Origin of the sequence: Marinimicrobium agarilyticum DSM 16975 (assembly GCF_000423345.1) — a bacterium.
Classification (GTDB): Bacteria; Pseudomonadota; Gammaproteobacteria; order Pseudomonadales; family Cellvibrionaceae; genus Marinimicrobium; species Marinimicrobium agarilyticum.
The window spans coordinates 98941-125772 of the sequence record NZ_AUHU01000013.1 but is presented as its reverse complement, the minus strand read 5'-3'; the positions used below and the strand labels follow the sequence as shown (position 1 = coordinate 125772).

Sequence of the window (26832 nt, the reverse complement as noted above, 5' to 3'; positions counted from 1 at the left end):
TGTAGGCTTGTCTCTTTTTACGTGCCATTTTGAACACCTCAATAGTGGTTTATCTAACTATAGAAGGTGTCCACCAATTGTGGGTAACACGGACTCATAACGCCTTTTGTATGGCTAATGCCATTTTTTTCACGTTTGCTGCATCAAGGACCAAAGTGTTTTTATTCAAATTGGCATCATTCATGCCTCTGATATGCTCCAGCCAGACTTGGTGGTAACTCTCAGAACTGTTGATTGTACTAGTACGAGATTTCTGAGTTCTGATCGAGTCCCAGTTTCTGTGAGTGGAATCGATATGCCTATGGTATAGACATGAGACGAAGAAAGTGGCCCCAATCTTGGTGAGTTGCTCACCTCCCTCGAATGAGAATGCGTGCCTTCCAGTATTTGAATTAGACATTTTTTCTTCCTCGGACTCGAATTCACGCCTGACGCTCGGTTTCAAGGCAGGCTTGTAGCTATGGGGCGGCCGAAAGGCCGTTCCAGCTCCGCGGGGGCGATGACAGCTGATGTTATAAGATATGTAATAATACTGCATACACAACTAACGCGTAAGGCAAAAAAAAGTCGCTTAATATCCTACCTCTAAACATGAAACCAAAAAGCACGCCGATTCGCTTTCGCTCTATAGGGGCTTTGGGGACCTTTACAGAATATATTTTTGGCTCCTCCTCACCCCCTGGAGTTTCCGCTTCGACTTGATAGTAATTTGCATCCGTCTTTTCCAGTTTTGAGTATGTATAGCTACCAGATAATGACGTAACCCCCTCGGGGAGAGATTTGAATATCTCTTTCATAGTAGAGCTATCAAGAACGGCGCTTAAACTACCGTTGTACTGCCCCTTAAGTGCTGAATAAGCTTTGTCAGTATGAAAGTACTGGTAGAATCTCCATAAAAAGTATGCCTGGACTGTTAATAGAAACGGTAAAATGAAACTTGGGTTTTCTATAACAGCAGAGGCCCCTAATACTGTTAGCTCTTCACCAAACTTCATTTGGGAATGCTTAATGAATATCAGCAGGACGCTAATGAGCATCAAGTTTCTTCGCTGGCGTAGAGTTCCGTCACTTAGTTCTAATTGCTCGCTGCTCAACTTTCGCTCTACTCCTGCATAGCATCGGTCTGTAGCGCATATCCGATATCAAACTTGGGACCTTCTCGGAGAACACCATAAACAATTGATTTTCAGAACATTTTCTATTTTTCGCGTTTATCTGCTGGTAAAAATACGCACGCGCGTTACTACTCTCGGCGGGGCGCTATATCATTTCACCGTAGAACGGTAACTAGTTGTTTTTGCGGGAATTTTTTGGAGAGGGGGCGGAAAACACGCAATCCCTCGCAGCTATTCGCGCATTGTGAAAAGACAGCGACTGGGTCGCTGACGTCCTATGTCGTAAATTGCCACATAAAATGCGGTCTGGCAACCCTAAAAGTCACCTTTGACGCTCGGGCGAGAATGTGGTTTACCAGCTACTCGCTGTTGATCGGCGGACAACGAAAACTCTGCTCGATCTTACCTCCCTCCATCGAATGCAAATGCACATCAAACCCCCACAGCCGGTGCAGGTGGCGGATCACCTCCTGGGCGGAGTTATCCAGCGGTTTTCGGGAGTGGCGGGTGTGGTGCAGGGTGATGGAGCGGTCGCCTCGAATGTTAACGTTATACACCTGAATATTGGGTTCCCGGTTGCCCAGGTTGTACAGGCCCGCCAGGGCCTGGCGCACGGCGCGGTAGCCTTCTTCGTCGTGAATGGCGTTGACTTCGATGTGGGCTTCCTGGTCGTCGTCCACCACGGCGAACAGTTTCAGGTCGCGGATGATTTTGGGGGAGAGGAACTGGAGGATGAAGCTCTCATCCTTGAAGTTGCGCATGGCGAACTGCATGGTTTCTTTCCAGTCGCTGCCGGCGATGTCCGGGAACCAGCGGCGGTCTTCCTCGGTGGGTTTTTCGCAGATGCGGCGGATGTCCATCATCATGGCGAAGCCCAGGGTGTAGGGGTTGATGCCGTTGTAGTAGGGGCTGTCGTAGGGCGGCTGGTAGATCACGCTGGAATGTGACTGCAGAAACTCCATCATAAAGGCGTCGGTGACCAGGCCCCGGTCGTACATTTCGTTGAGCAGGGTGTAGTGCCAGAAGCAGGCCCAGCCTTCGTTCATGACCTGGGTCTGGCGCTGGGGGTAAAAGTACTGGGCGATTTTGCGCACGATGCGCACCACTTCGCGCTGCCAGGGCTCCAGCAGGGGGGCGTTCTTCTCGATGAAGTACAGCAGGTTTTCCTGAGGTTCGCTGGGGTAGCGGTGTTTTTGCTCGTGGTGTTCGGCCTCCGGGGTCATGCGCGGGATGGTGCGCCACAGGTCGTTGACCTGCTTGCGCAGTTGAATCTCACGTTCCTCCTGCCGGTAGCGTTCCTCCTCGGCAGAGATGGGGGAGGGGCGTTTGTAGCGGTCCACGCCGTAGTTCATCAGAGCGTGGCAGGAGTCGAGGATGGCTTCCGCTTCGCTGATGCCGTAGCGCTCCTCGCATTGGGCGATGTAGTTCTTGGCGAACACCAGGTAGTCGATAATGGAGCTGGCGTCGGTCCAGGTGCGGAACAGGTAGTTGCCTTTGAAGAAGGAGTTGTGGCCGTAGCAGGCGTGGGCGATCACCAGCGCCTGCATGGTCATGGTGTTCTCTTCCATCAGGTAGGCAATGCAGGGGTTGGAGTTGATCACGATCTCGTAGGCCAGCCCCATCTGCCCGCGGGTGTAGGCGTTTTCCACGGAGAGGAACTGTTTGCCGTAGGACCAGTGATGGTAGCCCAGGGGCATGCCGGCCGCCGCGTAGGCGTCCATCATCTGTTCGGAGCTGATGACTTCGATCTGGTTGGGGTAGGTGTCCAGCCCAAATTCTTGCGCAATCCCGGCGATGGCGCGGTCGTACTCCTGGACCAATTCGAAGGTCCAGTCCGCACCGGTGGAAATCGGAGTGCGTTCACGCATGGGTTACACCGCCTGTCTGTGCGTTTGTTTGTGGAACAACTCCCGGAACACGGGGAAGATGTCCTGTGCGTCGGTAATCTGTTCCATGGCAAAGACCTCGGGGAAGCGCGCCTTCACTTCTTCGTACTCGTGCCAGAGGGCCTGATGTTCCCGCTGGGTGATTTCAATGTAGGAGAAGTACTGCACCAGCGGCAAAATCTCGTCGCAGAGCACCTCCTGGCAGACGCTGGAGTCTTCGTTCCAGTTGTCGCCATCGGAGGCCTGGGCACCGTAGATGTTCCACTCGCTGGTGGGGTAGCGCGCTTCCATGATGCTGTGCATGAGTTTCAGGGCGCTGGAGACGATGGTGCCGCCGGTCTCGCGGGAGTAGAAGAACTCTTCTTCGTCCACTTCCTTGGCGCTGGTGTGGTGGCGAATGAACACCACTTCGGTGTGTTCGTAGTTCCGCTGTAAGAACAGGTACAGCAGAATGAAGAAGCGCTTGGCCAGGTCTTTGGTGGCCTGGGTCATGGAGCCGGACACGTCCATCAGGCAGAACATCACCGCCTTGCTGCGCGGCACCGGGTGTTTGACGTGGAGGTTGTACTTCAGGTCAAAGGTGTCCAGCCAGGGCACGCGTTTGATGCGCGCTTCCAGGTCGGTGATTTCCTCCTCCAGCGCCTTGACCTTGCGGGCGTCGTAGAGGATGTCCTGCTTGGCCTGTTCTTCTTCGAGCTGGGCTTTCAGTTCCTTGAGTTTGCGGCGCTTTTTGGCGGTCAGGGCAATGCGCCGGGCGTGGGCGGAGCGCATGGAGCGCACCACGTTCAGCTGGCCGGGGTTGCCTTCGTTGCTGATGCCGGCCCGGTGGCGCTGGAAGTCCGCATCGCCCACCAGTTGGCGTTTGACCAGGTTGGGCAGGGCGAGGTCATCGAACATGAAGTCGAGGAACTCGCTCTGGGAGATCTGGAAGACGAAGTCGTCTTCGCCCTCGCCGGAATCGCTGGCGCCGGAGCCACCGCTGCCGCCACCCCCGCCGGCGGGCGGGCGCTGGATTTTGTCCCCGCTGGTGAATTCCTTGTTGCCGGGCAGAACGTTTTCCCGGTGCCCGCCCTGGCCGTGGTGGAATACGGGTTCGTTCAGGTCCCGGGAGGGAATGCTGATTTTCTCGCCCTGTTCGATGTCGGTAATGGAGCGTTTGCTCACGGCGCCGGAGACGGCTTTTTTGATGTGATCCTTATAACGGCGCAGGAAGCGCTGCCGGTTGACGGCGCTTTTGTTTTTGGCGTTCAGGCGACGGTCGACTATGTGACTCATACGCATACCTCGTAGAAGAAAACACCTTTGGCCGCCCGCCCGTTTGCAGGCGAGCGGCCAACAGCGCCCGCGAAGGCGTTACTGGGACTTGCGGACCCGCAGATACCACTCGGAGAGCAGGCGAACCTGCTTTTCCGTATAACCGCGCTCGATCATGCGCGCCACAAAGTCCTGGTGTTTTTTCTGGTCGGAAGCGGAAGCCTTGGCATTGAATGAAATGACCGGCAGCAGGTCCTCGGTGTTGGAGAACATCTTCTGCTCGATCACCGAGCGCAGCTTTTCGTAACTGTTCCAGGCCGGGTTGCGACCGTTGTTGTTGGCCCGGGCGCGCAGCACGAAGTTGACGATTTCGTTGCGGAAATCCTTCGGGTTGCTGATGCCTGCCGGCTTCTCGATTTTTTCCAGTTCCTGGTTGAGCGAGCCCCGGTCGAGTATTTCGCCGGTGTCCGGGTCGCGGTATTCCTGGTCCTGTATCCAGAAGTCGGCAAAGGTGACGTAACGGTCGAAAATGTTCTGGCCGTACTCGGTGTAGGACTCCAGGTACGCGGTCTGGATTTCCTTGCCGATAAAGTCGACATAGCGCGGGGCCAGGTATTCCTTGATAAACCCGAGGTAGCGTTCGCGCACTTCCGGCGGGAACTGCTCGCGCTCGATCTGTTGCTCCAGCACGTACAGCAGGTGTACCGGGTTGGCGGCGACTTCGGTCGGGTCAAAGTTGAACACCTTGGAGAGGATTTTGAACGCAAAGCGGGTGGAAAGCCCGTTCATGCCTTCGTCCACGCCGGCGGAGTCCCGGTATTCCTGAATGGACTTGGCCTTGGGGTCGGTGTCTTTCAGGCTTTCGCCGTCGTAGATGCGCATTTTGGAGTAGATGCTGGAGTTCTCCGGCTCCTTCAGGCGCGAGAGCACAATGAATTTGGCCAGCATTTTCAGAGTGTCCGGCGCGCACTGGGCGCGAGAGAGGGAGCTGTTTTCCAGCAGCTTCTCGTAAATTTTCACTTCCTCGGAGACGCGCAGGCAGTAGGGCACCTTGACGATGTAGACCCGGTCCAGAAAGGCCTCGTTGTTCTTGTTGTTTTTGAACGCCTGCCACTCGGACTCGTTCGAGTGGGCGAGAATCACGCCTTCGAAGGGGATGGCGCTCAGCCCCTCGGTGCTGTTGTAGTTGCCTTCCTGGGTGGCGGTCAGCAGCGGGTGCAGCACCTTGATGGGCGCCTTGAACATCTCCACGAACTCCATCAGCCCCTGGTTGGCCCGGCACAGGCCGCCGGAGAAGCTGTAGGCGTCCGGGTCGTTCTGGGGGAAGTCCTCCAGTTTGCGGATGTCGACCTTGCCCACCAGGGAGGAAATGTCCTGGTTGTTTTCATCCCCCGGCTCGGTTTTGGAGACGGCAATCTGGTCCAGAATCGAGGGGTAGACTTTCACCACCTTGAACTGGCTGATGTCCCCCTCGAACTCATGCAGGCGTTTCACCGCCCAGGGGGACATGATGGTTTTCAGGTAACGGCTGGGAATGCCGTAGTCCTCTTGCAGAATGGTGCCGTCTTCGTCCGGGTTGAACAGCCCCAGGGGGGATTCGAACACCGGGGAGCCCTTGATGCAGTAAATGGGCATCTGTTGCATCAGGGCTTTGAGTTTTTCCGCCAGGGAGGACTTGCCGCCCCCCACCGGGCCGAGCAGGTAGAGGATCTGTTTTTTCTCCTCCAGCCCCTGGGCGGCGTGTTTGAAGAAGGAGACGATCTGCTCGATGCACTCCTCCATGCCATAGAACTCGTTGAAGGCCTCGTAGCGCTTGATGATTTTGTTGGAAAAAATGCGGCTCAGGCGTGGGTCCAGTGAGGTGTCCACCAATTCCGGTTCGCCAATGGCCATGAGCATCCTTTCGGCGGCCGTGGCGTAGACGCTCCGGTCGGTTTTACACAGGTCCAGGTACTCCTGAATGCTCAACTCTTCCTGTTGGGTCGAGACATAGCGCTCGCGGTAGTGATTGAAAATGGTCATTGATTCACTCCTGCACTTTTGAGCGGCCTTGTTTTCAAAGCCAGTCGCTAAAAGCTGTCACAGATAAGCATAGCCGCTAAACGGCCATCTCGTTGCATCTTTACATGCAGAAAAGTCCTTTCCCGAGTCATTACCATGAAAGTTTGATGCCAAGGTTGAGGCTATGAATAACGTGCAAGTTGTCGCTCAGCCGAGAGGGGTTGAGCGGTTATTCTGTTTGCCCCAAATTTGACTGAACCGCAGCCGGGTTGGTTCCAATAAAGACGCGTTTAAAGCGCGTCCGGCTCATTGGAATATGCCATAATGCGAGCCGGTTTTCCGGGGTGTAATGCTCACTCCGGAGTGTCTGGCTACGGAACGGAAGAAGGACTAAGTATGCACTCACCCTCAACGAGCAGCAGTACCCGCCCGGAGGTTCTGGTTACCGGTGGCGCCGGTTATATTGGCAGCCACGTTTGTGTCGAACTGGTTAACGCCGGTTATCGCCCCGTGGTGGTGGATAACCTCAGCAACAGCAAGCGCGAGGCGGTGCGCCGCGTGGCGCGCATCTGTGACCTGGAGCCGGACTTCTACGAGCTGGACCTGAATGACCGGGCCGGGCTGACCAAAGTCTTTGAAAAACATGACTTTACCGCGGTGATGCACTTCGCCGGCCTGAAAGCCGTGGGCGAGTCCGCTCAAATTCCGCTCAAGTACTACCGGGAAAACATCGGCGGAACTTTGACGCTTTGCGAGGTTATGGAGGCATTCGGGCAGGGCAACCTGATTTTCAGCTCCTCGGCCACGGTGTACGGCGACCCGGCCTCCGTACCCATTGATGAGAGCTTCCCCACCAGCGCCACCAACCCTTACGGTCGCAGCAAGCTGATCATTGAAGAAATTCTGCGGGATATGGCCGCTGCGCCCAAAGAGCACCAAAAGAGTGCATGGAATATCAGCCTGTTGCGCTACTTCAACCCGGTTGGCGCCCACGAAAGCGGCCTGATCGGCGAAGATCCATCCGGTATTCCCAATAACCTGCTGCCCTATGTGGCTCAAGTGGCGATCGGCAAGCTCAAGGAACTGAGTGTGTTTGGCGATGATTACGACACGGTGGACGGCACCGGCGTGCGTGACTACATTCACGTGGTGGACTTGGCCAAAGGCCATGTGGCGGCGCTGAAGGCGCTGGAAGTCACCGGCACGGGCTGCCGCGCCTACAACCTGGGCACCGGCCAGGGCTATTCTGTTCTGCAGATGGTCAAGGCCTTCGAAAAGGCCAGTGGGCGGGACATTCCCTACCGCATTGCGCCGCGCCGCCCGGGGGATATCGCCAGCTGCTACGCCAATGCCGACCTGGCCAAACAGGCACTGGGCTGGGAGGCGCGGTTCGGGCTGGAGCGGATGATGGTGGATACCTGGCGCTGGCAGTCCCAGAACCCGGACGGTTACTGATTCTCTGGTTAACTAGGAAAACGCAATAATGTTGATCGATCTGTTGTGGCTGTTGTTGGGGCTTGCACTGTTGACCTTCGGGGGCGACAGCCTGGTACGCGGGGCGCTGGCCCTGGCCAAACGCTGGGGCGTCTCGCCCCTGCTGGCGGGCCTGGTGATTGTCGGTTTTGGCACCTCGGCGCCGGAGCTGGTGGTCTCACTCCAGGCGGCGCTGAGCGACAGCCCCGATATCGCCCTGGGCAATGTGATTGGCAGCAACATCGCCAATATTCTGCTGATTCTGGGCGTATGCGGGTTGATCCTGCCCCTGGTGGTTCATACCAACGCCCTGAAGCGGGACGGGCTGGCGATGATCGGCGCCACCATTTTCTGTATGTTGCTGTTCCGTGACGGCGCGGTGGATCGCCTGGACGGCATCATGTTCCTGGTCGCGCTGGCGGCCTACCTGATCTGGTCCTACCGTACCGAGCGAGTCCATCCCGAGGCGGCGGAGGCGGCGCTGCACCAAGCCGAGGCGGATCTGCTGGAAAAACGCCCCACCAGCCTCTGGCTCTCGATAGCGCTGGCGGTGGGTGGTCTGGCGCTGTTGATCGTCGGCGCCCGGGCGTTTTTGACCGGTGCGGTCGGCATTGGCGAGGCGCTGGGCATCCCGGAAACCCTGATCGGCCTGACGCTGGTGGCGGTGGGCACGTCGTTGCCGGAGTTGGCGGTATCGTTGATCGCGGTGCTGCGCCGCCAGGCGGATGTGGCGGTCGGGAATATCCTGGGCAGTAATATTTTCAATATTCTGGGGATTCTCGGGGTGTCGTCGCTGATTCAGCCCTTACCCCTGGCGGGCCGTCTGTTGGCGGTGGATCAGTGGGTGATGCTGGCTACGGCGGTGGCGCTGGTGCTGTTCCTGCTCAGCGGCAAGCGCTTGAATCGAATTGAATCAGCGCTGTTACTGACGGGTTACGTCACTTATATCGCGTTTATGGCAGTGTAACCCCTCTCTACTCGCTCTCCATTCTGCGCGATGTCGCGATGTGCGGATACGCGTAGGGTAGGTAAGCGAAGCGCCACCTACCAAATTGCCGTTCCGCAAACACCCCCGACTTTTCGGTTTGGTTGTCACTAAAATGGTAGGTGGCGCTTCGCTTACCTACCCTACGTACTGGCGCCGTCGGGAGCGGGATTGCCTCGATGAAGTGTTTTGGCACTGAGGTCTGGAGTGGGGTATACCGTTCACAGACTCTCTGAGGCATGGATGCCGATGAGAAGACTCCAGGGATGGATTCACGTCGGGTCTGTGAACGGTATACCCCACTCCAGACCGGACCAAACAAATAAACGAATCTAGACTAGGTCTTTGTCAGTCGCGAAGGCTAGAGCAAACGCCCCCGGGCCGACGTTGACCGTGCCCGCCATGCTCATCATCGAGAGCATCGTCTTCACGCCCGCTTTTTGACAATCCTGCCGGAATTTCACCAACACCGGGTGTTCCTTGATCTCCTCCAACGCGCCGCCGTAACTCATCGTCACCACCTCGCTGGTCAAGCCCTGCGCCATCTGCTTGCGCACATGGTCGAACAACACCTCCAGGCTGCCCCAGAATCCCTTGCCGGTGGTCATCTTTGCGGTATCGCCCTTGTGTAACTGAATGATCGGGCGGCGGTTCAGAATGCTCGCCAGCTTGAAATTGATCCAGGAAATCTTGTGGTCGGATTTGCGCATGTGGCGCCGTTCGCGCATGTAGCCCAGGTCATTGGGGATGATGTAGCCGTAAACCTCCTCGCGCATCTGGTCGATCTCGCGGATGGAGCGGTTCAGGGGGCGCTTTTCTTCCTCGAGGCGCTTGATCAGTTCGTACACCAGCAGCGCGTGGCCGGTGAACATGCTCATGCTGTCGTACAGGCGAATACGAAAGGGCGGGCGGTCGGCGTCATCGCGCTCCATGGCGCGGAATTTCGGCTCGTTCACCAGTGCCGCTTCAGATACCCGCTTGAACACATCGCTTTTTTTGCTGTTGGTGGTAATCACCTGCACCAGGTCGTAGTTCGGGAACAGCTTGCGCTTGAGCAGTTGGGTGATGTCCTCCACCGACATGGGTTCAGACTGGGCCAGGCCGTACTTTTCCCGGGTGTGATCCTTGTAAAACTGCAGGGTGTTTTTGGTATTGCGGGAATCCAGGTGCTGCCCGCCCGCATGCTTTATATAGATGGGCAGCACTTCGATGTTGTGATCCTTAATAAACTGCGCGGGCAGGTCACATGTGGAATCCACCGCGATACAGGTACGCGCGTTCATACTGGTTCTCCGGTTTATGATTTGAGCCCGGATAGTGTGCAATTTGTCACGTTTTTACGGCAGAGGGCATTGCCATCAGGTGATGTGAGGCGACGCCGCTACGGTTTGTGAGCATTGGCTTACAGCGAAGGGGATTTTGTCAGTGGCGGCGTGCGCTTTGGTCGTTGTGGCGGCGGGGGTTATACCGGCAGAGTGAGCCGAACGATCAAGCCGCCGGAAGGTGCCTGGTCCAGTTCCAGTTGGCCGCCGTAGCTGGTGGCGATGTCCGCCGCGACCGACAGTCCAATGCCCTGGCCGGGCTTTAGGGTGTCCAGTCGCCGCCCGCGCTGCAGTACCTGGGGCCGCTCCGCTGGGGGGATGCCGGGGCCGTTATCCTCCACCGCCAGGTACAGCGCGCTCGGGCTCTGGTGGGCGTGCAGGTGGATGGCTCCGTGGCTGTATTTGCAGGCGTTGTCGAGCAGGTTGCCCAGCAGTTCCAGCAGGTCCTGCTCATCGCCGGGGAAGTGAGCGTCCTCCGGTACCTCGAGGTGAAAGTGCGGCGGTTTGTCCCGGTAGACTTTTTCCAGGGTGCGGCACAGGCGCTCGGCGGCCGGGCGAATAAGGCATTGCTGCCCCAGCCCCTGTTGCTGTTCGGACACGGCCCGGCGCAGTTGGTAGTTCACCACCTGGTCCATACGCTCGACTTGCTCCGCCAGCAACCGGTCGGTTTCCGAAACGGGCGATTGAGGCTTTTCTTGATGCACCATGTTGCGCAGTACACTCAAGGGCGTTTTCAGGCTGTGGGCGAGGTTGCTCAAGCTGTCCCGGTAGCGTTGGCGCAAGAAGGTTTCCCGCTCCAGCACCCGGTTGAGGTTGTCCACCACCGGTTGCAGTTCCTGAGGGTAGCGGCCTTCGAGCTTGGGGGTGGAGTGCTCGCGCATGGCTTGCAGGGCGCCGGCCAGGCGGTCCAGTGGGCGAAGGCCCCAGCGCAGAATCAGGCTTTGGGTGAGTACCAGTACCAGGGCTGCCGCCCCCAGCCAGCGCCAGAGCTGGCGTCGGTAGCTGGCCAGCTCGGCCTGGTAGGGCGCTCTGTCGCGCAGGAGCATGAGTTGGTAGCGGTGCTCGCCGCCGAGTTCATCCTCCCAGATGACGGCGTACCTTCCCCGCCAGAAGGGCTGCGTGTTCAGGGTGACGGTATCCAGGAGCAGTTCACCCATTCGGGGGAAGGGGGCATTGGTGGGCGGTGGGGCCGGGTAGAGCTGGGCGGAGTTGGAGCGCCAGATGATCTCGCCAGCGGCGTTCATCAGGTAGCCGTAAAGGCCGGAGTTGATCTGCTCGAACTCCGGTTCGAGCAGGGCCGGTGGCAGTGACAGTTCGGCCGATTCGCCGGTGCCTTCCAGCTCCGCCACACTGAACAGCAGGTACACCTGGCTTTGCAGGCGCTGGCGCAGGGCGGTGGTCAGACTTTGCTCAAAGGCCCGGTCCAGCACCAGGCCGGTCAGCCCCAAGAATAAGGGCAATAAAACAATCGACGCCAGCAATAACCGGGCGTTAAGCGACAGTGGGCGCTGACTCACCGTGGGTCGGACTCCCCGGGTAGCGTGAAGCGATAACCCATTCCCCGCTGGGTGGTAATCAATTTCAGGCTACCGTCCGGGTCCAGCTTGCGGCGCAGACGCCCGATAAAGACTTCGATGACATTACTGTCCCGATCGAAGTCCTGGTCGTACAGGTGCTCGGTCAGTTGGGTTTTGGAGATCACCTCGCCGCTGTGCAGGGCCAGGTAGGTGAGGGCCTGGTATTCGTAGCCGGTCAGCTCGATCGGCTCGCCGTTGAGGGTGACGCGCTTGGCCGTGGTATCGATGGCCAGTGGGCCGCCTTCGATCACGCTGCGAGCGTGGCCACTGGCGCGGCGAAGCAGGGCGTTGAGTCGGGCGCGCAGTTCCTCGGCGTGGAAGGGTTTGGTCAGGTAGTCATCGGCACCGGCTTCCAGCCCCTCGACCTTGTCCTGCCAGGCGCTGCGGGCGGTCAGAATCAGAATGGGGTAGTGGATGCCCTCGGCCCGGAGGGTCTGAATCAGTTTGACGCCGTCCAGATCGGGCAGCCCCAGGTCGATGATCGCCAGGTCGTAGGGGTGCTCCCGCCCCATGAACAGGCCTTCCCGGCCATCGGGCGCGGGGTCCACGGCGTGGCCCTCGGCCTGCAGCTGTTGCTGAATTTGGGTCCGCAGTGCCGCATCGTCTTCCACTACCAATAGGCGCATGGTTCGCCCCCTCTGCCAGTTGCTGTTGTTGTCAGCCGCTATTGTTGTTTCAGCACTTTTCCGCTCTGACCGTCCACGTTGAGGGTGCGAATTCGGCCGTCCTGCTGAAGAATTTTGACCCGGTAGATGACGCGGCCGCCGCGCTCGAACGTGTCGACCTTCAGAACCTTGCCGCCGACCTGCTTCTGCACCAGAGCCGCGGCCTGAGCGGGGGAGAACCGGGCGGCAGGCTGAGCCTCGGCGGCTGGCATCGCGCTGGGCAAACCGGCGAACGGTACTGGCAAACCCAGTGTCCACGCCAGTGACAGGGCGAGCGCGAGGCGAAGAGTGATGGCTCGGAGGTGTTTCATAATTCGAGGGTTCCAAGCGAGTGATTCAAGAGAGTCCCATGACTGCGACCCGCGTAGCTTACCCCGTCGTGCCCCGGGTTGTCAGGCGCCAACGGTCACAGTCTGCCGCTTCCTGTCTGAATGGAAGCTGAAACCCCCAAAAAACCAGCCCAAACAAGGTATAATCGCGGCCATTACCGAGTTTTACCACACCACGAGCAACACGACGAGAAATCGCGGCCCTTATGACCGAACAGAACGTGACTGAAAAGCAAGACGTAATCCAGTATATGACCGAGCTGGGTCAGAACGCACGGGCGGCTGCCCGGCAACTGGCGGCGGCGACCACCGGTACCAAGAACCGCGCGCTACTCGCCATGGCGGAAGCGCTGGAAGCGGCACGACCGGTACTGGCGAGTGAGAACCAGAAAGACCTGGAAGCCGGCGAAGCCAACGGCCTGGACGCGGCCCTGCTGGACCGTCTGGCCCTCAAGCCGGCCACCATCGACGGCATGATCGAGGGGCTGCGCCAGGTCGCGGCCCTACCGGACCCCTGCGGTGCGATTACCGATATGACCTATCGCCCCAGTGGCATTCAGGTGGGGAAAATGCGTGTGCCTTTGGGCGTGGTGGGGATCATTTACGAATCCCGCCCGAACGTGACCATCGACGCGGCCAGCCTGTGTCTGAAGTCCGGCAATGCCGCCATTCTGCGCGGCGGCAGCGAAGCCATTCACTCCAACCGCGCTATCGCCGAGTGCCTGAAGCAGGGGTTGCGCGAAGCGGGCCTGCCGGAAACGGCCGTGCAGGTGGTCAACACCACCGACCGGGCGGCCGTGGGCCAACTGATTGCCATGCCCGAGTACGTCGATGTGATTGTGCCCCGGGGCGGAAAAGGCCTGATCGAGCGCATCAGCCGGGATGCCCGGGTGCCGGTCATCAAGCACCTGGACGGCATCTGCCATGTGTTTATCGACGAGAAGGCGGACCTGGAAAAGGCCTTCAACATTGCCCTGAACGCCAAAACCCACCGCTACGGCGTGTGCAACGCCCTGGAAACCCTGCTGGTGGACGCGGCGGTGGCGGGCGAGATTCTGCCCCGCCTGGCGGAAGCCTATCTGGAGAAGGGCGTGGAGCTGCGCGGCTGTGACCGCACCCGCGCGCTGATCAGCGCCAACCCGGCCACCGACGAGGACTGGGCGACCGAATACCTGGCGCCGGTGCTGGCCATTCGCGTGGTGGACGGCCTGGACCAGGCGATGGACCACATTGCCCAGTACAGCTCCCAGCATACCGAAGCCATCGTCACCGAAGACTACACCCGTGCCCGCCGCTTCCTGGCCGAGGTGGATTCCAGCTCGGTGATGATCAATGCCTCCACCCGGTTTGCCGACGGTTTTGAGTATGGGCTGGGCGCCGAAATCGGTATTTCCACCGACAAGCTGCATGCACGCGGACCGGTGGGTTTGGAAGGACTCACTTCCCAGAAGTGGATCGTCTTCGGTGACGGCCATATTCGCAACTGAGGGGAGTCCGGATGGCGGCTCGCATCGGCCTGTTGGGGGGCACCTTTGACCCCATCCACCTCGGGCACCTGAGGCTGGCGCTGGAGGCCCGGGAGTTCCTGGGGCTGGATCATGTGCGCCTGCTCCCCTGCCACCAGCCGCCCCACCGGGCAACGCCGGATGTGAGCAGCGCCGAGCGCACCGAGCTATTGCGCTTGGCGCTGGATGATTGCCCGGAGCTGCACCTGGATGCCCGTGAACTCGAGCGCGATGGCCCGTCCTACACGCTGGAAACCCTGCAGAGTCTGCGCCGGGAGCTGGGAGAAGAGGCCCGGCTGGTGTGGATTCTGGGCTGCGATTCGTTCGCGGGGCTGGAGCAGTGGCACCGCTGGCGCGAGCTGCTGGACTGGGCCAACCTGTTGGTGGTCTCGCGACCGGGCTGGGACTTGCCCTCTCAAGGCACGCTGGCCAACTGGCTGAGCGAGCATGCAGTGGCGCCGGAGGCGCTGCTCGACCGCCCCGCTGGCGCCATTGCCGTGCAGACGCTCCGCCTGCTGCCGATTTCGGCGACGGAAATCCGGTCGATGATTCAGAGCGGCTCCTCGCCGCAATTTTTACTGCCCGACCCGGTGTGGCATGCCATCCGGGAGCGGGGGCTTTACCGGGGCCGCTGACAGGCGGCGCCGGTTTTTACCGTTTTATCCAACTGATGTTTTACAAAATAGGTGGCGAATGTCCGCAGCGTTAAATGAATTGATCGTCAATGCCCTGGATGACCTCAAGGGCCGGAATGTGGTGCAGCTCGACGTGCGCGAGCTGAGTAATGTGATGGATACCCTCGTGATCGCGAGTGGTACCTCCAGCCGGCACGTCAAATCCCTGGCCAGCAATGTGGTGGAAGATGCCAAGCACGCCGGACACCAGCCACTGGGCGTTGAAGGGCTCGAGACGGGCAATTGGGTTTTGGTGGATTTCGGTGATATCGTCGTTCACGTGATGTTGGACGAGGCCCGCGAGTTTTATGACCTGGAAAAACTCTGGTCTATGGAACCCGCCACCCGTTCGGAAACCTAACGGGGTTCGCCATGCGTATTCGCCTGATCGCCGTCGGGACCAAAATGCCCGGCTGGGTAGAACAGGGCTACGCCGAGTACGCCAAGCGCCTGCCCAGGGACTGCACGGTTGAATTGGTTGAGTTGCCCCTCGGCCCCCGGGGCAAGAGCAGCTCGGCCGCGGTCGCCATGGAGCGCGAAGGCCAGGCGATGATGGCGGCCATCGGCAAGGGGGACCGCGTGGTTGCCCTGGATGTGAAGGGCAAGGCCTGGAGCACCGAGCAGTTGGCCGCCAAACTGGATGACTGGCGCATGAGCGGCGCCAATTACAGTCTGCTCATCGGTGGGCCGGACGGCCTGGCGCCGGAGTGCCTGACACTGGCGGAAAGTAAGTGGTCGCTATCGGCCCTGACGTTGCCGCACCCCGTGGTCCGTATTGTGGTGATTGAACAGCTGTATCGAGCCTACTCGATTCTGCACAACCACCCGTACCATAAATAACGAACCGAGAGTTCATGTCAGAAGACCAGCGTTTCAAAGATCACCACCGGGAGGCTCGCATTACCTCAAGCCGACTGGTCATCACGTCGGTGATTATGGCGGCGTTGGTGGCTCTGCTGGTGTTTCGTTATTACACCCTGCAAGTGGTTCACCACGAGGACTACGCCACCCGTTCGGACCGCAACCGGGTGCACGTTCAGCCGGTGCCCCCCACTCGGGGCCTGATCTACGACCGCGATGGTGAGTTGCTCGCGGACAACCGGCCCAGTTATACCCTGTCGGTGATCCGCGAGCGGGTCGATGACATGGAGGAAACGGTACGGCTGTTGCGCACCCTGGTGGATATCCCCCAGAGCGACCTGGAAAAATTCTACGATCAGCTTCAACAATGGCGCCGCCCGTTCGAGGCCATTCCGGTTCGCTATGGTTTGACCGAGGAGGAAATCGCCCGCCTGGCGGTCAATGAGTACCGGCTCGAAGGGGTGGAGATCAACGCCCAGTTGGTGCGCCATTACCCCAAGGGGAAGTTGTTCGCCCATGTGCTCGGCTACGTGGGGCGGATCAGTCAGGCCGATCTGGCCCAGTTCGATGAAGATCAGCACAAACGCTACAGCGGGACCCACTCCATCGGCAAAAGCGGGCTGGAAAAGCAGTATGAGTCGCTTCTGCTGGGGGATGTGGGCAGTCAGAACGTGGAAACCAACGCCCGTGGCCGCGTGTTGCGGGTGCTGGATCGGACCGACCCGAAGCCCGGAGAGGACCTATACCTTCACCTGGATGCCGATATTCAGCGCGTGGCGGTCGAGGCCCTGGGAGAGTACCGGGGCGCGGTGGTGGCGATGGACGTGAAAACCGGAGGGGTGCTGGCGGCGGTCTCCACGCCCAGCTTCGACCCCAACCTGTTCGTGACCGGTATCAGTTTCAGGGATTATCGCCGCCTCAATCAGTCCCTGGATCTGCCGTTGTTCAACCGCTTTTTGCAAGGCCAATACCCCCCGGGCTCCACCGTCAAACCGGTGATGGGGTTGGCCGGGCTGCACTACGACGTGGTGGATACCAGTTACTCGGTAAAGGATCCGGGCTTCTATCGGTTGCCCGGTGACGACCGCCTGTACCGGGACTGGAAGCGCTATGGGCACGGCAAGCAGGTGGCTCTGGAACAGGCCATTGAGGAGTCCTGTGACGTTTATTTCTACGATCTCGGGCACCGAATGGGCATTGATCATATTCACCAGTTCGGCATCAAATTCGGTCTGGGCTCGCGTACGGGGGTGGATATCCCCTCCGAGCGGAACGGCCTCTGGCCCTCGCGCGAGTGGAAACGCAATAACCGGGGCCTGCCCTGGTTTCCCGGGGACAACCTCAACGTGGCCATCGGCCAGGGGTTTGCGCTCACCACCCCGATGCAACTGGCCCAAATGACCACCACTCTGGCGAACCGTGGGCATCGGCTTACGCCCCAGATGGTGAGCCGGGTGGGGAATGAACCGGTGGCCACCGTGGAAGAGGAAGAGTTGGATGTGGCCCCGGATGACTGGGACTTTGTGCTGAGTGCCATGGAAGGGGTCATGCACGGTGAGCGTGGCACGGCTCGGCGGGCCGCCTACGGGGCCGACTATCATATGGCGGGCAAAACCGGTACGGCCCAGGTGGTGGCCATCCCCCAGGGGGAGGAGTACGACTCCGAGGCTCTGCTGGAGCGCCAACGCGACCATGCCCTGTTCGTGGGTTTCGCGCCGGTGGACGACCCCCAAATTGCTGTAGCGGTGGTGGTGGAAAATGGTGAGTCCGGCTCGGGTGTGGCCGCGCCGGTGGCGCGCAAGGTGTTCGATGCCTATATGAAGGACCGCGACGCCGTGGAAGAGGGGGGCTCACCGTGAGTCAGCAGGATTTTCTCCGTCGCCTGCCAGAAACCGGGCGCAGCCTGCGCCGCCGGGATCGCCTGCAGCAGCGTCTGCATATCGACTTCACCCTGTTGCTGTTGCTGCTGGCGGTGGCCTGTTATGGCCTGGTGGTGCTCTACAGCGCCAATGGCCAGTCCCTGCCGGGGGTTCAGCGCCAGGGCATTTACTTTCTCGTGGCCCTGGTGGGCATGATGGTGGCGGCTCAGGTGCCACCCCACCTGCTGCGCCGAATGGCGCCCTGGCTATATCTGGCGGGCGTGTTATTGCTCGCACTGGTGCTTCTGATGGGCATCGGCGCCATGGGGGCTCAGCGTTGGCTGGGGTTGGGGGGCTTTCGTTTTCAGCCGTCGGAAGTCATGAAGCTGGCCACGCCCATCATGGCCTCCGCGTACCTCGGGCAGCGTTTGCTGCCGCCGCGCTTCAAGCATGTGCTGGTGACTCTGGCGCTGGTGTCCTTGCCGGCTCTGTTGATCATCCAGCAGCCAGACCTGGGTACCGCTTTGCTGGTGGCCTCTTCCGGTCTGGTGGTCCTGTTTTTCGCCGGGCTGTCCTGGCGCTATATCATTGTGGCGGTGGTGGTGGTGTTGGCCAGTATCTGGCCCTTCTGGAAGTTCGTGATGCACGACTACCAACGTCAGCGAGTGCTTACGTTGCTCAACCCCGAGCAGGACCGCCTGGGGGCGGGCTGGAATATTATTCAGTCCAAAACCGCGATTGGCTCAGGGGGCTACTCCGGCAAGGGCTGGCTGCAGGGCACCCAGTCCCAGCTCGACTTTCTGCCCGAAGGGCATACGGATTTTATTATTGCGGTGCTGGGGGAAGAGTTCGGGTTGCTGGGCATCCTGTTCTTGCTGAGCCTTTATGCCCTGATCATCATGCGGGGTATGGTCATTGCGGCGCGTGCCCAGGACAGCTTCAGCCGCCTGCTGGCGGCCAGTATCACCTTCACCTTTTTTGTCTATGTGTTTGTCAACGCGGGCATGGTGTCCGGTATGTTGCCGGTGGTGGGGGTGCCGTTGCCTTTGGTGAGCCAGGGGGGGACGGCCATTGTGACCCTCATGGCCGGCTTCGGCATTCTGATGTCGATCGCCACCGAGCGGCGACGGGTCTCCCGTCAGGAATAGCCAACCGAAAAATTGAGAGGGTTTACGTCTTTGAATCGATTCCTGGGTATCGCTCTGGTTGCCGCCCTGATCACGGCGCTGGGCTTTGGCGCACCGGCGTCTGCGGATTACCGTCAACATCCGGAAGCCGAGCGTTTTGTCACCGAAATGACCGAGCATCACGGCTTTGATGAAGCCCAGATGCGCGCCTGGATGGCCGAAGCCGAGCGTCAGGACGGCATTCTGGAAGCCATCGCCCGGCCGGCGGAGCGCACCCGCACCTGGGCCGAGTATCGCCCGATTTTCCTGCAGCCTCTGCGGGTGACCCGGGGCGTCGAGTTCTGGCAATCTCACCGGGACGCCTTCGAGCGGGCGGAGGCCACCTACGGCGTGCCGCCGGAGGTGATTCTGGCGATTATCGGGGTGGAGACCAACTACGGCCGGACCATGGGCAGCCACCGGGTGATCGACGCGCTCACCACCCTGGCCTTTGATTACCCACCCCGCGCCCCGTTTTTCCGGCGGGAGCTGGAGCAGTACTTTATCCTCATGCGCGAACAGAAACAGAACCCTTTGGCGTTTAAGGGGTCCTATGCCGGAGCCATGGGGTTCGGGCAGTTCATGCCCTCCAGTTACCGCCATTACGCGGTGGATTTCGATGGGGATGGTCTCGTCGATATCTGGCACAACCCCACCGATGCGATCGGCAGCGTGGCCAATTATTTTGCCGAGCATGGCTGGCAGCGGGATGGTCTCGTGGCGGTGCGCGCCCGGGCCGGCGCGTCGCTGAACCGGGGCGCGAAGGAAGACTGGAACCGAATCGAACCGCCAGAGCAGACCGTCAAGGACTGGCAAGCGCGGGGCCTGGTACCGATTTTTCCGTTGCCGGGGGAAACGCCCGCCAACGCGCTGGCGCTTGAGGGGGACTTCGGGGAAGAATTCTGGCTGGCGTTTCAGAACTTTTACGTCATCACGCGCTACAACCGCAGCCATTTGTACGCGCTGGCCGTCCAGCAATTGAGTCAAGCCATAAAAACCGCAATGGAGACACAATCGTGAAATTCCGGGCAAGCCTTGCCGTTTTGGCTCTGAGTATACTGGTGGTCGCCTGCGCACCGCTGATGGAGGAGCAGGACCGGGGGCCCGACCGGCCGGTCGACCTCTCTCACGTCCCCGATGCCGAGCCCCGGCATGAACCGCGCACGTTAGCGGGCAATAAAAACCCCTACACGGTGTTGGGCAAAACCTATCATCTGATGGACGATGAAACCGGGTATAAAGAGCGCGGTATTGCCTCCTGGTACGGGCAGAAGTTTCACGGCCGGAAGACCTCCAACGGTGAAACCTATGATATGTACGGTATGACCGCCGCCCACAAAACCCTGCCGATTCCCAGCTATGTGCGCGTGACCAACCTGGACAATGGCCGTCAGGTAGTGGTGCGCGTCAATGATCGTGGGCCTTTTCACGCCGGTCGAATTATCGACCTCAGTTATGCCGCGGCCCAGAAGCTCGGCTTCGCCGCCCGGGGCACGGCCCAGGTGGAGGTGGAAATTATTGTGCCCGGGGACCAGGCGCCCGCGCCTCTGAGAGCCAACCGGGACGCCCCTGTCGTGGGGACGCCTGCACCCGGCGCTTTTACGCCGGTCAAAACTACCCAGGCGGCGCCCAAGAACCAGCCGATGACGTTTGTTCAGGTGGGGGCGTTCAGCACTCTCGACGCCGCCGAGAAACGGCGCACGCAGCTCGAGCGGTTTGTCGATCAGCCGGTATTGATTTACAGCCCGGACGAAGAACCGGTGCTGCACCGCGTTCGTATTGGACCACTGCATACAACCGAAGAAGTAACGGCTTTGCGCGAACAGCTGCGCAAAAATGCCATTGACCAAACCCATATCGTCCGGGAGTAGTGGTAAACTCCCCGCGTTTTCGTTTCACTCACACAACGGTTACACAATGATGCAAAAGTTTCTCCTGGCCACGGTATTCACGCTGTTGACCCTGACAGTTCAGGCGCAAGAGGTGATTATTCCCTCGCCCCCGCAATTGGCGGCCACTGCCTATTTGCTGATGGATGCGGACACGGGAAAAGTGCTGGTGGAACACAATGCCGATCAGCGCCTGCCTCCGGCGAGTCTGACCAAAATGATGACCGCCTACATTGTGTCGGAAGAGGTGGAACGCAACCGCGCCAGTGAAAACGACATGGTGAACATCAGTGTCAAGGCGTGGCAGAAAGGCGGCTCGAAAATGTTCGTGCGCGAGGGCACCGAGGTCAAATTGATTGACCTGCTTCGCGGCGTGATTATTCAGTCGGGTAACGATGCCAGTATCGCCTTGGCGGAACACATCGCCGGCAGCGAAGAGGGCTTCGTCGATGTAATGAACCAGACCGCTGCGCAGTTGGGGATGGTCAACACTCAATTTCAAAACTCCACCGGCTGGCCGGCGGAAGGGCACTACACCACCGCACGGGATTTGGCGATTCTGGCCAAGGCCGTGATCGAGGACCACCCCGATCACTACTCACTGTACAGCGAGAAGTACTTTTCCTATAACGGTATCAATCAGGCCAACCGCAACCGCCTGCTGTTTCGCGATGAGAGCGTTGACGGTCTGAAAACCGGTCACACCGAAGCGGCAGGTTATTGCCTGGTGGCCTCCGCGGTGCGTCGGGACATGCGTCTGATTTCCGTAGTGCTGGGTACCAGCAGCGAAAACGCCCGCGCGGCGGAAACGGAAAAGCTGCTCTCTTATGGCTTCCGTTACTATCAGACCCAGGCGCTTTACAGCGCCGGCGATGAGCTGCAACGCCAACGCGTCTGGGCGGGCAAGCAGGAAGAGGTTGTGATCGGCGTGTCCCAGGATATCCGTCTGACGATTCCCCGCGGTGCGGAAGACAAGCTTGACGCGCAAATGCATATTGATGAAATTATCAAGGCGCCGGTGGCCGTGGGTGACGAGCTGGGCAGCCTGACCATCGACCTGAACGGTGAGCGCCTGGTGGATGTGCCCCTGGTGGCGCTGGAGCCGGTGGAAGAAGCGGGCTTCTTCTCCCGTCTGATCGACGCCATCAAGCTGTTTTTCATCAAAATCTTCGGGTAACTCCGCTCGGGGTACCCATTGGGTTGCGGGGCAGGGATGCCTCCGGCCTGTTATAATGCCGGTGTTTCTACCGAATGAGAGGTGCGCCGGTTCCATGTCTGAGCAACAACCCCCCAAGATCGAGTTTCCCTGTGAGGATTACCCCATCAAAGTGTTGGGGGATGCCGGTGACGAGCTGCGAGAACTGGTCATCGACGTGATGGAACGTCACGCCCCCGGCTTCGATCAGACGCAGATTCGCGTCAAAGACAGCCGCAATGGTACCTATCAGTCCCTGACCGTGCGCATCACCGCCACCGGCGAGCGGCAGCTGAAGACCATTCATGAAGAGCTGATCGCCAGCTCCATCACCAAAATGGTGCTTTGATCCGATGACGGTGGCGTCCGCAGAGGACCTGAAAACGGTTCTGGAAACCGCCGACCTGGGTCGCGAGGCCTATGAGACGGTGTGGGCCCGCATGCGCCAGTTTACCGACGAGCGGGACGCGGGCACCCCGGATCAGTTCTGGCTGGTGGAGCACCCGCCGGTGTTTACCCAGGGCCAGGCTGGCAAGCCGGAGCACCTGCTGTTGCCAGGGGATATCCCGGTGGTGCAGGCCGACCGGGGCGGGCAGGTGACCTATCACGGGCCCGGCCAGTTGGTGGCCTATCCGCTACTGAGCCTGAAGCGCCTGGGCATCGGCGTGCGGGATCTGGTAACCGCCCTGGAGCAGACACTGGTGGCGCTGCTGGCTGACTACGGTATTGACGCCTACGACCGTCCCGACGCCCCCGGCGTCTATGTCGAGGGCGACAAAATCGCCTCCCTGGGCCTTCGGGTGCGCCGCGGTTGCAGCTTTCACGGCCTGGCCCTGAATGTGAACATGGACCTGGAGCCCTTCGGCCGGATCAACCCCTGTGGCTATCAGGGGCTGAAAATGACCCAGATGGCGGACCGGATGACACCGGCGCCCGCCATGGAGGACGTCAAGGTTCGGTTGACCCACCACTTTGTACAGAAATTGGGCTATTCGTGTACAATGCCCAGCCCACCGCGTTGATCGCGGAGGCCCAAAAGGCCGTACCGCCTTGCTCACAAGGCACTTAGCCCTTCGATTTTACCCAGAGGTCGAAAGATCGAGAGACGAGAGAGTTTCATGTCCGATACCCCCGAAATACAGCCCGTCAAACGCACCCGTCGCCTGCGCCAGGGTGAAAAGTTGCGCGATGCCGACAAGGTTGAGCGGATTCCGGTCAAAGTGATCGCGTCCGACGAAGTCCAGCGCAAGCCGGACTGGATTCGTGTGCGGGTACCCGCCTCACCGGAGGTGGACCGGATCAAGCAGATTCTGCGCAAAAACAATCTCTCTTCGGTGTGCGAAGAGGCCAACTGCCCCAACCTGGGGGAGTGTTTCAGTGGCGGTACCGCCACCTTCATGATCATGGGTGAAATCTGCACCCGTCGCTGCCCCTTCTGCGACGTGGGCCACGGCAAGCCCAACCCGCTGGATACCGAAGAGCCGGCGCACCTGGCCAAGGCCATCGCCGAAATGCAGCTCAAATACGTGGTGATCACCTCGGTGGACCGGGATGACCTGCGCGATGGCGGTGCCCAGCACTTCGCCGACTGTATCCGCGAGTCCCGCATTCACAGCCCGAACCTGCAGGTGGAGATTCTCACCCCGGACTTCCGCGGCCGCATGGGCCCGGCGCTGGACATTCTGGAGCAGGAAGCGCCGGACGTGTTCAACCACAACCTGGAAACCGTGCCCCGGCTCTACCGTCAGGCGCGCCCGGGGGCCAACTACAAATGGTCGCTGGAGCTTCTGAAGGAGTACAAAAAGCGCCGTCCGGACATCCTGACCAAATCCGGCCTGATGGTCGGCCTGGGCGAGACCAAAGAGGAAATCATCGAAGTCCTCAAGGACATGCGCGAGCACGATATCGACATGCTCACCATCGGCCAGTACCTGCAGCCCTCGAAAGACCACCTGGCGGTGGACCGCTTCGTGCACCCGGATGAGTTTGCCGAGTACACCCGCATCGCTCACGAGCTGGGCTTCAAGCACGCCGCCTGTGGCCCGTTGGTTCGCTCCAGCTACCACGCCGACAAACAGGCCCACGGTGAAGCCGTGGGCGTGGTGGACGACCTGCTGGCGACCGCTCAGTAAGCCGTCCTCCTGCCACTCAGGAGCCAGGGGCAATGGCCGAACGCCTTACGATCGAGCCGTTGACCCCGGACACCCCTCAGTTAGAGCCCTGGCTGGCGATCATCGGCCGCTGGCACCACGAGCATTGCGTCTCCCGGGGCCTCAACTCCTCGATCGAGCGGCGCATCGAGCAGATTCGCAAACACTTTTCCGGCGACGCTCTTCCCGTTACCCTGGTGGCTCACAAAGCGGGTCAGCCCTTGGGGAGCGTCAGTTTGCTTCGTTATCAAGCCGCTGGAACGGGCAACCGTCTGTGGTTGAGCAATCTGTACGTAGAGGCGTCTGTGCGAAAGGGGGGCTTGGGGGAGGCATTGCTGGAGCACGCGTGCCGTTACGCCAAGGCGCAGGGTGAGAAGGCGCTGTGGTTGTTCACCGACGACCAGCAGGCGTTTTACCGCAAGCGCGGATGGCGCCCGGCGGGGGATGCGCGGATAAGCCGGACGGAAGTGGATATTTTGGTTCGGGAGTTGTGATAGCGGTTAGTGGTAGGTGGCGCTTCGCTTACCGACCCTACGGCCAAATGACCCGAGAGAGTCCGCCGCGCGTAGGGTAGGTAAGCGAAGCGCCACCTACCAATAAAGCCCGAGATTACTCAATAGGCTGGGCGCCTTACATCAACGCTTCGGGTTCAACTGCCCCACCAAACGCCTGAAGAAGCGCCTTCACCAGCGCCACCAACTCAATACTCATCACCGCAAAATCCGCGTCAAAGGCTTCCTGGGCCGTCTCCGGATTGCGATCGCCCGCCTGCTCCAGCAACTGATCCTCAAACTTCAACCGCTTCACCGCGAACTGATCATCCATCACAAAATGAATCGCCTCTTTCCAGGTGAGCGCCAACTTACTGGCAAACATCCCGGCCTCAAGGTGGCTCGCCACCTCAGGCGCGCTCAAGTCCACGTTCTTGCAACGCACCACCCGGCTGTCCTTCCCGGCCTGAAACTCACATTCCTCCCCCAACACAAAATCCGTCGGCAGAGGCTCGCCCCGCAGCCAATGGGTCATCATCTGAGCGGGCGCCTGCTGCGGGGTCAGGGGCACGGCTTTGAGCGTACCCAGGCTCTCCCTAAGTTGGCTGAGCAGGTCCTCGGCTTTCTTGGCGGAAGAGCTGTTCACCAGAATCAGACGTTCCCGTGGTGCGATAAAGGCGTAGTCCCGTGAGGACTTGCTGAAGGCCTTGGGCAGCAGGTCGAAGATGATTTCGTCTTTCATCGTCTGCCGCTCTTTGCGACCCACCGGGCGGCCTTCTTCGGAACGAATATGGGAGAGCTTCTCTTCCAGGTGTTCGTTCACCACGGCGGAGGGCAGGATTTTCTCTTGGCGCTTGGCGCAGATCATCAGGCAGCCGCTGGCGGCATGCACATAATCCTGAGCGTCGGCGCCAGCGGGGGGGACCCAGCCGTAGCGCATCAGGTCCTGGCTGCCACAGGGTTGGAACGGTGCCTGGCTCAGTTTGTCGGCCAGGGCCTCGGCGCTCAGGGTGAAGTCTTCAGTCAGTTGGTAAAGGCGAAGGTTTTTGAACCACATAGTCGATCCGGTCTGCTACAACAAAAAGCGGGCGGCTCCGGGGAGCCGCCCGCCCGGGAAAGGGAGCGGGAGTTTAGCACAGCCTCAGGCGTCTTTCGGGGGCTCAATGGATTGGGGGTTGAACTCGCGCACGAAAATGCCCCAGGAGGCCACAAACAGGGCGGCAACCAACGGGCCCATGACAAAGCCGTTGATCCCGAACAGGGCGAGGCCGCCGAGCGTGGAAAGCAGCACGATATAGTCCGGCAGTTTGGTGTCCCGGCCCACCAGAACCGGGCGCAGTAGGTTGTCGACCAGCCCGATGACGATGGAACCGAAGGCGGTCAGGACGATGGCGTCGACGTAGTCTCCCACGGCGAAGAGGTAGACGGCGACGGGTGCCCAGATGAGGGCTGCGCCCACGGCGGGAATGAGTGAGACCACCGCCATGACCACGCCCCAGAGCACAGGGCCGGGAATGTCGAGGAACCAGAAAACCAGGCCGCCCAGCGCGCCCTGGAGGGCGGCGATGACGATGTTGCCTTTGACGGTGGCGCGGGTGACTTCGGCAAACTTGCCAAACAGCAGGCGTTCGCGTTCATCCCCGAGGGGGAGGGCCCTCATGAGTACATCCAGAATCCGTTGACCGTCGCGCAGCATGAAGAAGGTCAAGTAGATCATGACGCCGAAGTTGAGGATAAACTGGAAGGCGTTCTGGCCGATGTTGAGGCTGTGTTCTGCGAGAAACTTACCGCTGGCAAGGGCGGCTGCGGTGACTCTGTCTTGTAGGTCATCCAGTTTAACATCGAAGCGCAGGAGCACGTCTTGTGCGAAGGGGAAGCGGGTGGTGATTTCGGTTACGATTTTTTCGAGGTCGATGTTGCCGGCGTCCAGTTGTTCGTAAAGGTTGATCCCTTGGGAGATGACGGACATGGTGATGAAGATGACCGGCAGGATGACGATGACTAGGCTGATGACGAGTGTGACCAGGGCTGAGAGGGTGTTGCTGTTTCTGAGCCGGGGTGTCAGCCATTGTTTGACGGGCGCGAAGATGATGGCGACCGCGCAGGCCCAGAAGATGGGGCCGAAGAAGGGCAGTAGTACCCAGATGAAGGCCAGGGAGACGAACGCCAGTAGCCAGAGAAAGGCCTGGGTTTCCATTTTGCTGTTCATTCTTTCATTCCTTCTTGCGTGCTGGATTAGGTTCTTTTTCAGGGTGTTGGCGGCATCACGTCCGGCGCGCTACGGGGTAAAGCCTTTCAAGACACGCCGTGAACCCATCCCTGGGGGCTCGAATCGCGGGTCCCCCGCTCCACGGTCTTGAAAGGCTTTACCCCGCATCGCTCCTCAGCGGTTCTATTCCACTTTGCGCCAGATGTTACTACACATCGGCGTGTTT

General features: G+C 59.9%; 25 protein-coding genes. 15 read left to right on the top strand and 10 right to left on the bottom strand.

Annotated features, from left to right (window positions below; genetic code table 11):
• Window positions 1-512 precede the first annotated feature (512 nt).
• From G547_RS0113590 to G547_RS0113575, 4 genes are all read right to left on the bottom strand, one after another.
• Window positions 513-995: a hypothetical protein gene (locus tag G547_RS0113590; protein WP_157209880.1), complete on the bottom strand. Its 483-nt coding sequence runs from the start codon at window positions 993-995 to the stop codon at window positions 513-515.
• A 479-nt stretch (window positions 996-1474) separates the two neighbouring features.
• Entirely contained in the window at window positions 1475-2983 is a 1509-nt protein-coding gene (locus G547_RS0113585) for a SpoVR family protein (RefSeq protein WP_027330326.1), read from the bottom strand.
• Between the two features lie 3 nt (window positions 2984-2986).
• Window positions 2987-4276: a YeaH/YhbH family protein gene (locus G547_RS0113580; RefSeq protein ID WP_027330325.1), complete on the bottom strand. Its 1290-nt coding sequence runs from the start codon at window positions 4274-4276 to the stop codon at window positions 2987-2989.
• Window positions 4277-4354: 78 nt separating this feature from the next.
• Complete coding sequence (locus tag G547_RS0113575; RefSeq protein WP_027330324.1) at window positions 4355-6277, bottom strand: PrkA family serine protein kinase; 1923 nt, start codon at window positions 6275-6277, stop codon at window positions 4355-4357.
• A 375-nt stretch (window positions 6278-6652) separates the two neighbouring features.
• On the opposite strand from G547_RS0113575, the gene galE reads away from it, so the two are divergent.
• A complete protein-coding gene (galE, locus tag G547_RS0113570; RefSeq protein WP_051235457.1) occupies window positions 6653-7711 on the top strand; it encodes a UDP-glucose 4-epimerase GalE in 1059 nt (352 codons plus the stop codon).
• A 28-nt stretch (window positions 7712-7739) separates the two neighbouring features.
• Window positions 7740-8696: a calcium/sodium antiporter gene (locus G547_RS0113565; RefSeq protein ID WP_036188654.1), complete on the top strand. Its 957-nt coding sequence runs from the start codon at window positions 7740-7742 to the stop codon at window positions 8694-8696.
• A gap of 350 nt (window positions 8697-9046) precedes the next feature.
• On the opposite strand, the gene G547_RS0113560 is transcribed toward G547_RS0113565, so the two are convergent.
• From G547_RS0113560 to G547_RS21505, 4 genes are all read right to left on the bottom strand, one after another.
• The gene (locus G547_RS0113560; protein WP_027330321.1) at window positions 9047-9997 is read right to left on the bottom strand and encodes a DegV family protein; all 951 of its coding nucleotides are present in this window, start codon (window positions 9995-9997) and stop codon (window positions 9047-9049) included.
• Window positions 9998-10176: 179 nt separating this feature from the next.
• A complete protein-coding gene (locus G547_RS0113555) occupies window positions 10177-11553 on the bottom strand; it encodes an ATP-binding protein (RefSeq protein WP_027330320.1) in 1377 nt (458 codons plus the stop codon).
• A complete protein-coding gene (locus tag G547_RS0113550) occupies window positions 11550-12239 on the bottom strand; it encodes a response regulator transcription factor (RefSeq protein ID WP_027330319.1) in 690 nt (229 codons plus the stop codon). The genes G547_RS0113555 and G547_RS0113550 overlap by 4 nt, the downstream gene beginning before the upstream one ends.
• Before the next feature lie 38 nt (window positions 12240-12277).
• Window positions 12278-12589 (bottom strand): PepSY domain-containing protein, encoded by a 312-nt coding sequence (locus G547_RS21505; protein ID WP_036188651.1) that lies wholly within the window; start codon window positions 12587-12589, stop codon window positions 12278-12280.
• A 224-nt stretch (window positions 12590-12813) separates the two neighbouring features.
• Here G547_RS21505 and G547_RS0113540 point away from each other — a divergent pair, with 224 nt between their 5' ends.
• The 13 genes from G547_RS0113540 to G547_RS22780 all read left to right on the top strand — a co-directional run bounded on the left by G547_RS0113540 (window position 12814) and on the right by G547_RS22780 (window position 24400).
• The gene (locus G547_RS0113540; protein ID WP_051235455.1) at window positions 12814-14094 is read left to right on the top strand and encodes a glutamate-5-semialdehyde dehydrogenase; all 1281 of its coding nucleotides are present in this window, start codon (window positions 12814-12816) and stop codon (window positions 14092-14094) included.
• An 11-nt stretch (window positions 14095-14105) separates the two neighbouring features.
• Window positions 14106-14747, top strand: coding sequence for a nicotinate-nucleotide adenylyltransferase (gene nadD / locus G547_RS0113535; RefSeq protein WP_027330316.1), 642 nt, complete (start codon window positions 14106-14108; stop codon window positions 14745-14747).
• Window positions 14748-14805: 58 nt separating this feature from the next.
• On the top strand, window positions 14806-15147 hold the full coding sequence (gene rsfS, locus G547_RS0113530; protein ID WP_027330315.1) for a ribosome silencing factor: 342 nt from the start codon (window positions 14806-14808) through the stop codon (window positions 15145-15147).
• 11 nt (window positions 15148-15158) lie between these two features.
• Entirely contained in the window at window positions 15159-15626 is a 468-nt protein-coding gene (rlmH, locus tag G547_RS0113525) for a 23S rRNA (pseudouridine(1915)-N(3))-methyltransferase RlmH (protein ID WP_027330314.1), read from the top strand.
• A gap of 14 nt (window positions 15627-15640) precedes the next feature.
• A complete protein-coding gene (mrdA, locus tag G547_RS0113520; protein ID WP_027330313.1) occupies window positions 15641-17506 on the top strand; it encodes a penicillin-binding protein 2 in 1866 nt (621 codons plus the stop codon).
• Window positions 17503-18654, top strand: coding sequence for a rod shape-determining protein RodA (gene rodA / locus G547_RS0113515; RefSeq protein ID WP_027330312.1), 1152 nt, complete (start codon window positions 17503-17505; stop codon window positions 18652-18654). Before mrdA ends, rodA begins: the two co-directional genes overlap by 4 nt.
• Window positions 18655-18684: 30 nt before the next feature.
• Window positions 18685-19692, top strand: a complete 1008-nt coding sequence (gene mltB / locus G547_RS0113510) for a lytic murein transglycosylase B (protein ID WP_027330311.1) — start codon at window positions 18685-18687, stop codon at window positions 19690-19692.
• Between the two features lie 62 nt (window positions 19693-19754).
• A complete protein-coding gene (locus tag G547_RS0113505; RefSeq protein ID WP_084646022.1) occupies window positions 19755-20543 on the top strand; it encodes a septal ring lytic transglycosylase RlpA family protein in 789 nt (262 codons plus the stop codon).
• A gap of 46 nt (window positions 20544-20589) precedes the next feature.
• A complete protein-coding gene (locus G547_RS0113500) occupies window positions 20590-21738 on the top strand; it encodes a D-alanyl-D-alanine carboxypeptidase family protein (protein ID WP_425411501.1) in 1149 nt (382 codons plus the stop codon).
• 94 nt (window positions 21739-21832) lie between these two features.
• Window positions 21833-22105, top strand: a complete 273-nt coding sequence (locus G547_RS0113495; protein ID WP_027330308.1) for a YbeD family protein — start codon at window positions 21833-21835, stop codon at window positions 22103-22105.
• A gap of 4 nt (window positions 22106-22109) precedes the next feature.
• Window positions 22110-22778: a lipoyl(octanoyl) transferase LipB gene (lipB, locus tag G547_RS0113490; RefSeq protein WP_051235453.1), complete on the top strand. Its 669-nt coding sequence runs from the start codon at window positions 22110-22112 to the stop codon at window positions 22776-22778.
• Between the two features lie 96 nt (window positions 22779-22874).
• A complete protein-coding gene (gene lipA / locus G547_RS0113485; RefSeq protein ID WP_027330306.1) occupies window positions 22875-23888 on the top strand; it encodes a lipoyl synthase in 1014 nt (337 codons plus the stop codon).
• Between the two features lie 32 nt (window positions 23889-23920).
• On the top strand, window positions 23921-24400 hold the full coding sequence (locus G547_RS22780; RefSeq protein ID WP_051235451.1) for a GNAT family N-acetyltransferase: 480 nt from the start codon (window positions 23921-23923) through the stop codon (window positions 24398-24400).
• A 136-nt stretch (window positions 24401-24536) separates the two neighbouring features.
• Here G547_RS22780 and rdgC read toward each other — a convergent pair whose 3' ends face one another.
• Window positions 24537-25454, bottom strand: coding sequence for a recombination-associated protein RdgC (gene rdgC, locus G547_RS0113475; RefSeq protein ID WP_027330305.1), 918 nt, complete (start codon window positions 25452-25454; stop codon window positions 24537-24539).
• Between the two features lie 84 nt (window positions 25455-25538).
• Window positions 25539-26606, bottom strand: coding sequence for an AI-2E family transporter (locus G547_RS21495; protein ID WP_036188644.1), 1068 nt, complete (start codon window positions 26604-26606; stop codon window positions 25539-25541).
• Window positions 26607-26832: the final 226 nt, after the last annotated feature.

Coding starts and splice junctions, on each gene's coding strand:
- rlmH (WP_027330314.1), top strand. CDS start 15,159: ATGCGTATTCGCCTGATCGCCGTCGGGACCAAAATGCCCGGCTGGGTA.
- nadD (WP_027330316.1), top strand. CDS start 14,106: ATGGCGGCTCGCATCGGCCTGTTGGGGGGCACCTTTGACCCCATCCAC.
- galE (WP_051235457.1), top strand. CDS start 6,653: ATGCACTCACCCTCAACGAGCAGCAGTACCCGCCCGGAGGTTCTGGTT.
- G547_RS0113565 (WP_036188654.1), top strand. CDS start 7,740: ATGTTGATCGATCTGTTGTGGCTGTTGTTGGGGCTTGCACTGTTGACC.
- G547_RS0113580 (WP_027330325.1), bottom strand. CDS start 4,276: ATGAGTCACATAGTCGACCGTCGCCTGAACGCCAAAAACAAAAGCGCC.
- G547_RS0113550 (WP_027330319.1), bottom strand. CDS start 12,239: ATGCGCCTATTGGTAGTGGAAGACGATGCGGCACTGCGGACCCAAATT.
- G547_RS0113590 (WP_157209880.1), bottom strand. CDS start 995: ATGAAGTTTGGTGAAGAGCTAACAGTATTAGGGGCCTCTGCTGTTATA.
- G547_RS0113585 (WP_027330326.1), bottom strand. CDS start 2,983: ATGCGTGAACGCACTCCGATTTCCACCGGTGCGGACTGGACCTTCGAA.
- lipB (WP_051235453.1), top strand. CDS start 22,110: ATGACGGTGGCGTCCGCAGAGGACCTGAAAACGGTTCTGGAAACCGCC.
- rsfS (WP_027330315.1), top strand. CDS start 14,806: ATGTCCGCAGCGTTAAATGAATTGATCGTCAATGCCCTGGATGACCTC.
- G547_RS21495 (WP_036188644.1), bottom strand. CDS start 26,606: ATGAACAGCAAAATGGAAACCCAGGCCTTTCTCTGGCTACTGGCGTTC.
- G547_RS0113540 (WP_051235455.1), top strand. CDS start 12,814: ATGACCGAACAGAACGTGACTGAAAAGCAAGACGTAATCCAGTATATG.
- G547_RS21505 (WP_036188651.1), bottom strand. CDS start 12,589: ATGAAACACCTCCGAGCCATCACTCTTCGCCTCGCGCTCGCCCTGTCA.
- G547_RS22780 (WP_051235451.1), top strand. CDS start 23,921: ATGGCCGAACGCCTTACGATCGAGCCGTTGACCCCGGACACCCCTCAG.
- lipA (WP_027330306.1), top strand. CDS start 22,875: ATGTCCGATACCCCCGAAATACAGCCCGTCAAACGCACCCGTCGCCTG.
- G547_RS0113500 (WP_425411501.1), top strand. CDS start 20,590: ATGATGCAAAAGTTTCTCCTGGCCACGGTATTCACGCTGTTGACCCTG.
- G547_RS0113505 (WP_084646022.1), top strand. CDS start 19,755: ATGGAGGAGCAGGACCGGGGGCCCGACCGGCCGGTCGACCTCTCTCAC.
- G547_RS0113575 (WP_027330324.1), bottom strand. CDS start 6,277: ATGACCATTTTCAATCACTACCGCGAGCGCTATGTCTCGACCCAACAG.
- G547_RS0113560 (WP_027330321.1), bottom strand. CDS start 9,997: ATGAACGCGCGTACCTGTATCGCGGTGGATTCCACATGTGACCTGCCC.
- G547_RS0113495 (WP_027330308.1), top strand. CDS start 21,833: ATGTCTGAGCAACAACCCCCCAAGATCGAGTTTCCCTGTGAGGATTAC.
- rdgC (WP_027330305.1), bottom strand. CDS start 25,454: ATGTGGTTCAAAAACCTTCGCCTTTACCAACTGACTGAAGACTTCACC.
- mrdA (WP_027330313.1), top strand. CDS start 15,641: ATGTCAGAAGACCAGCGTTTCAAAGATCACCACCGGGAGGCTCGCATT.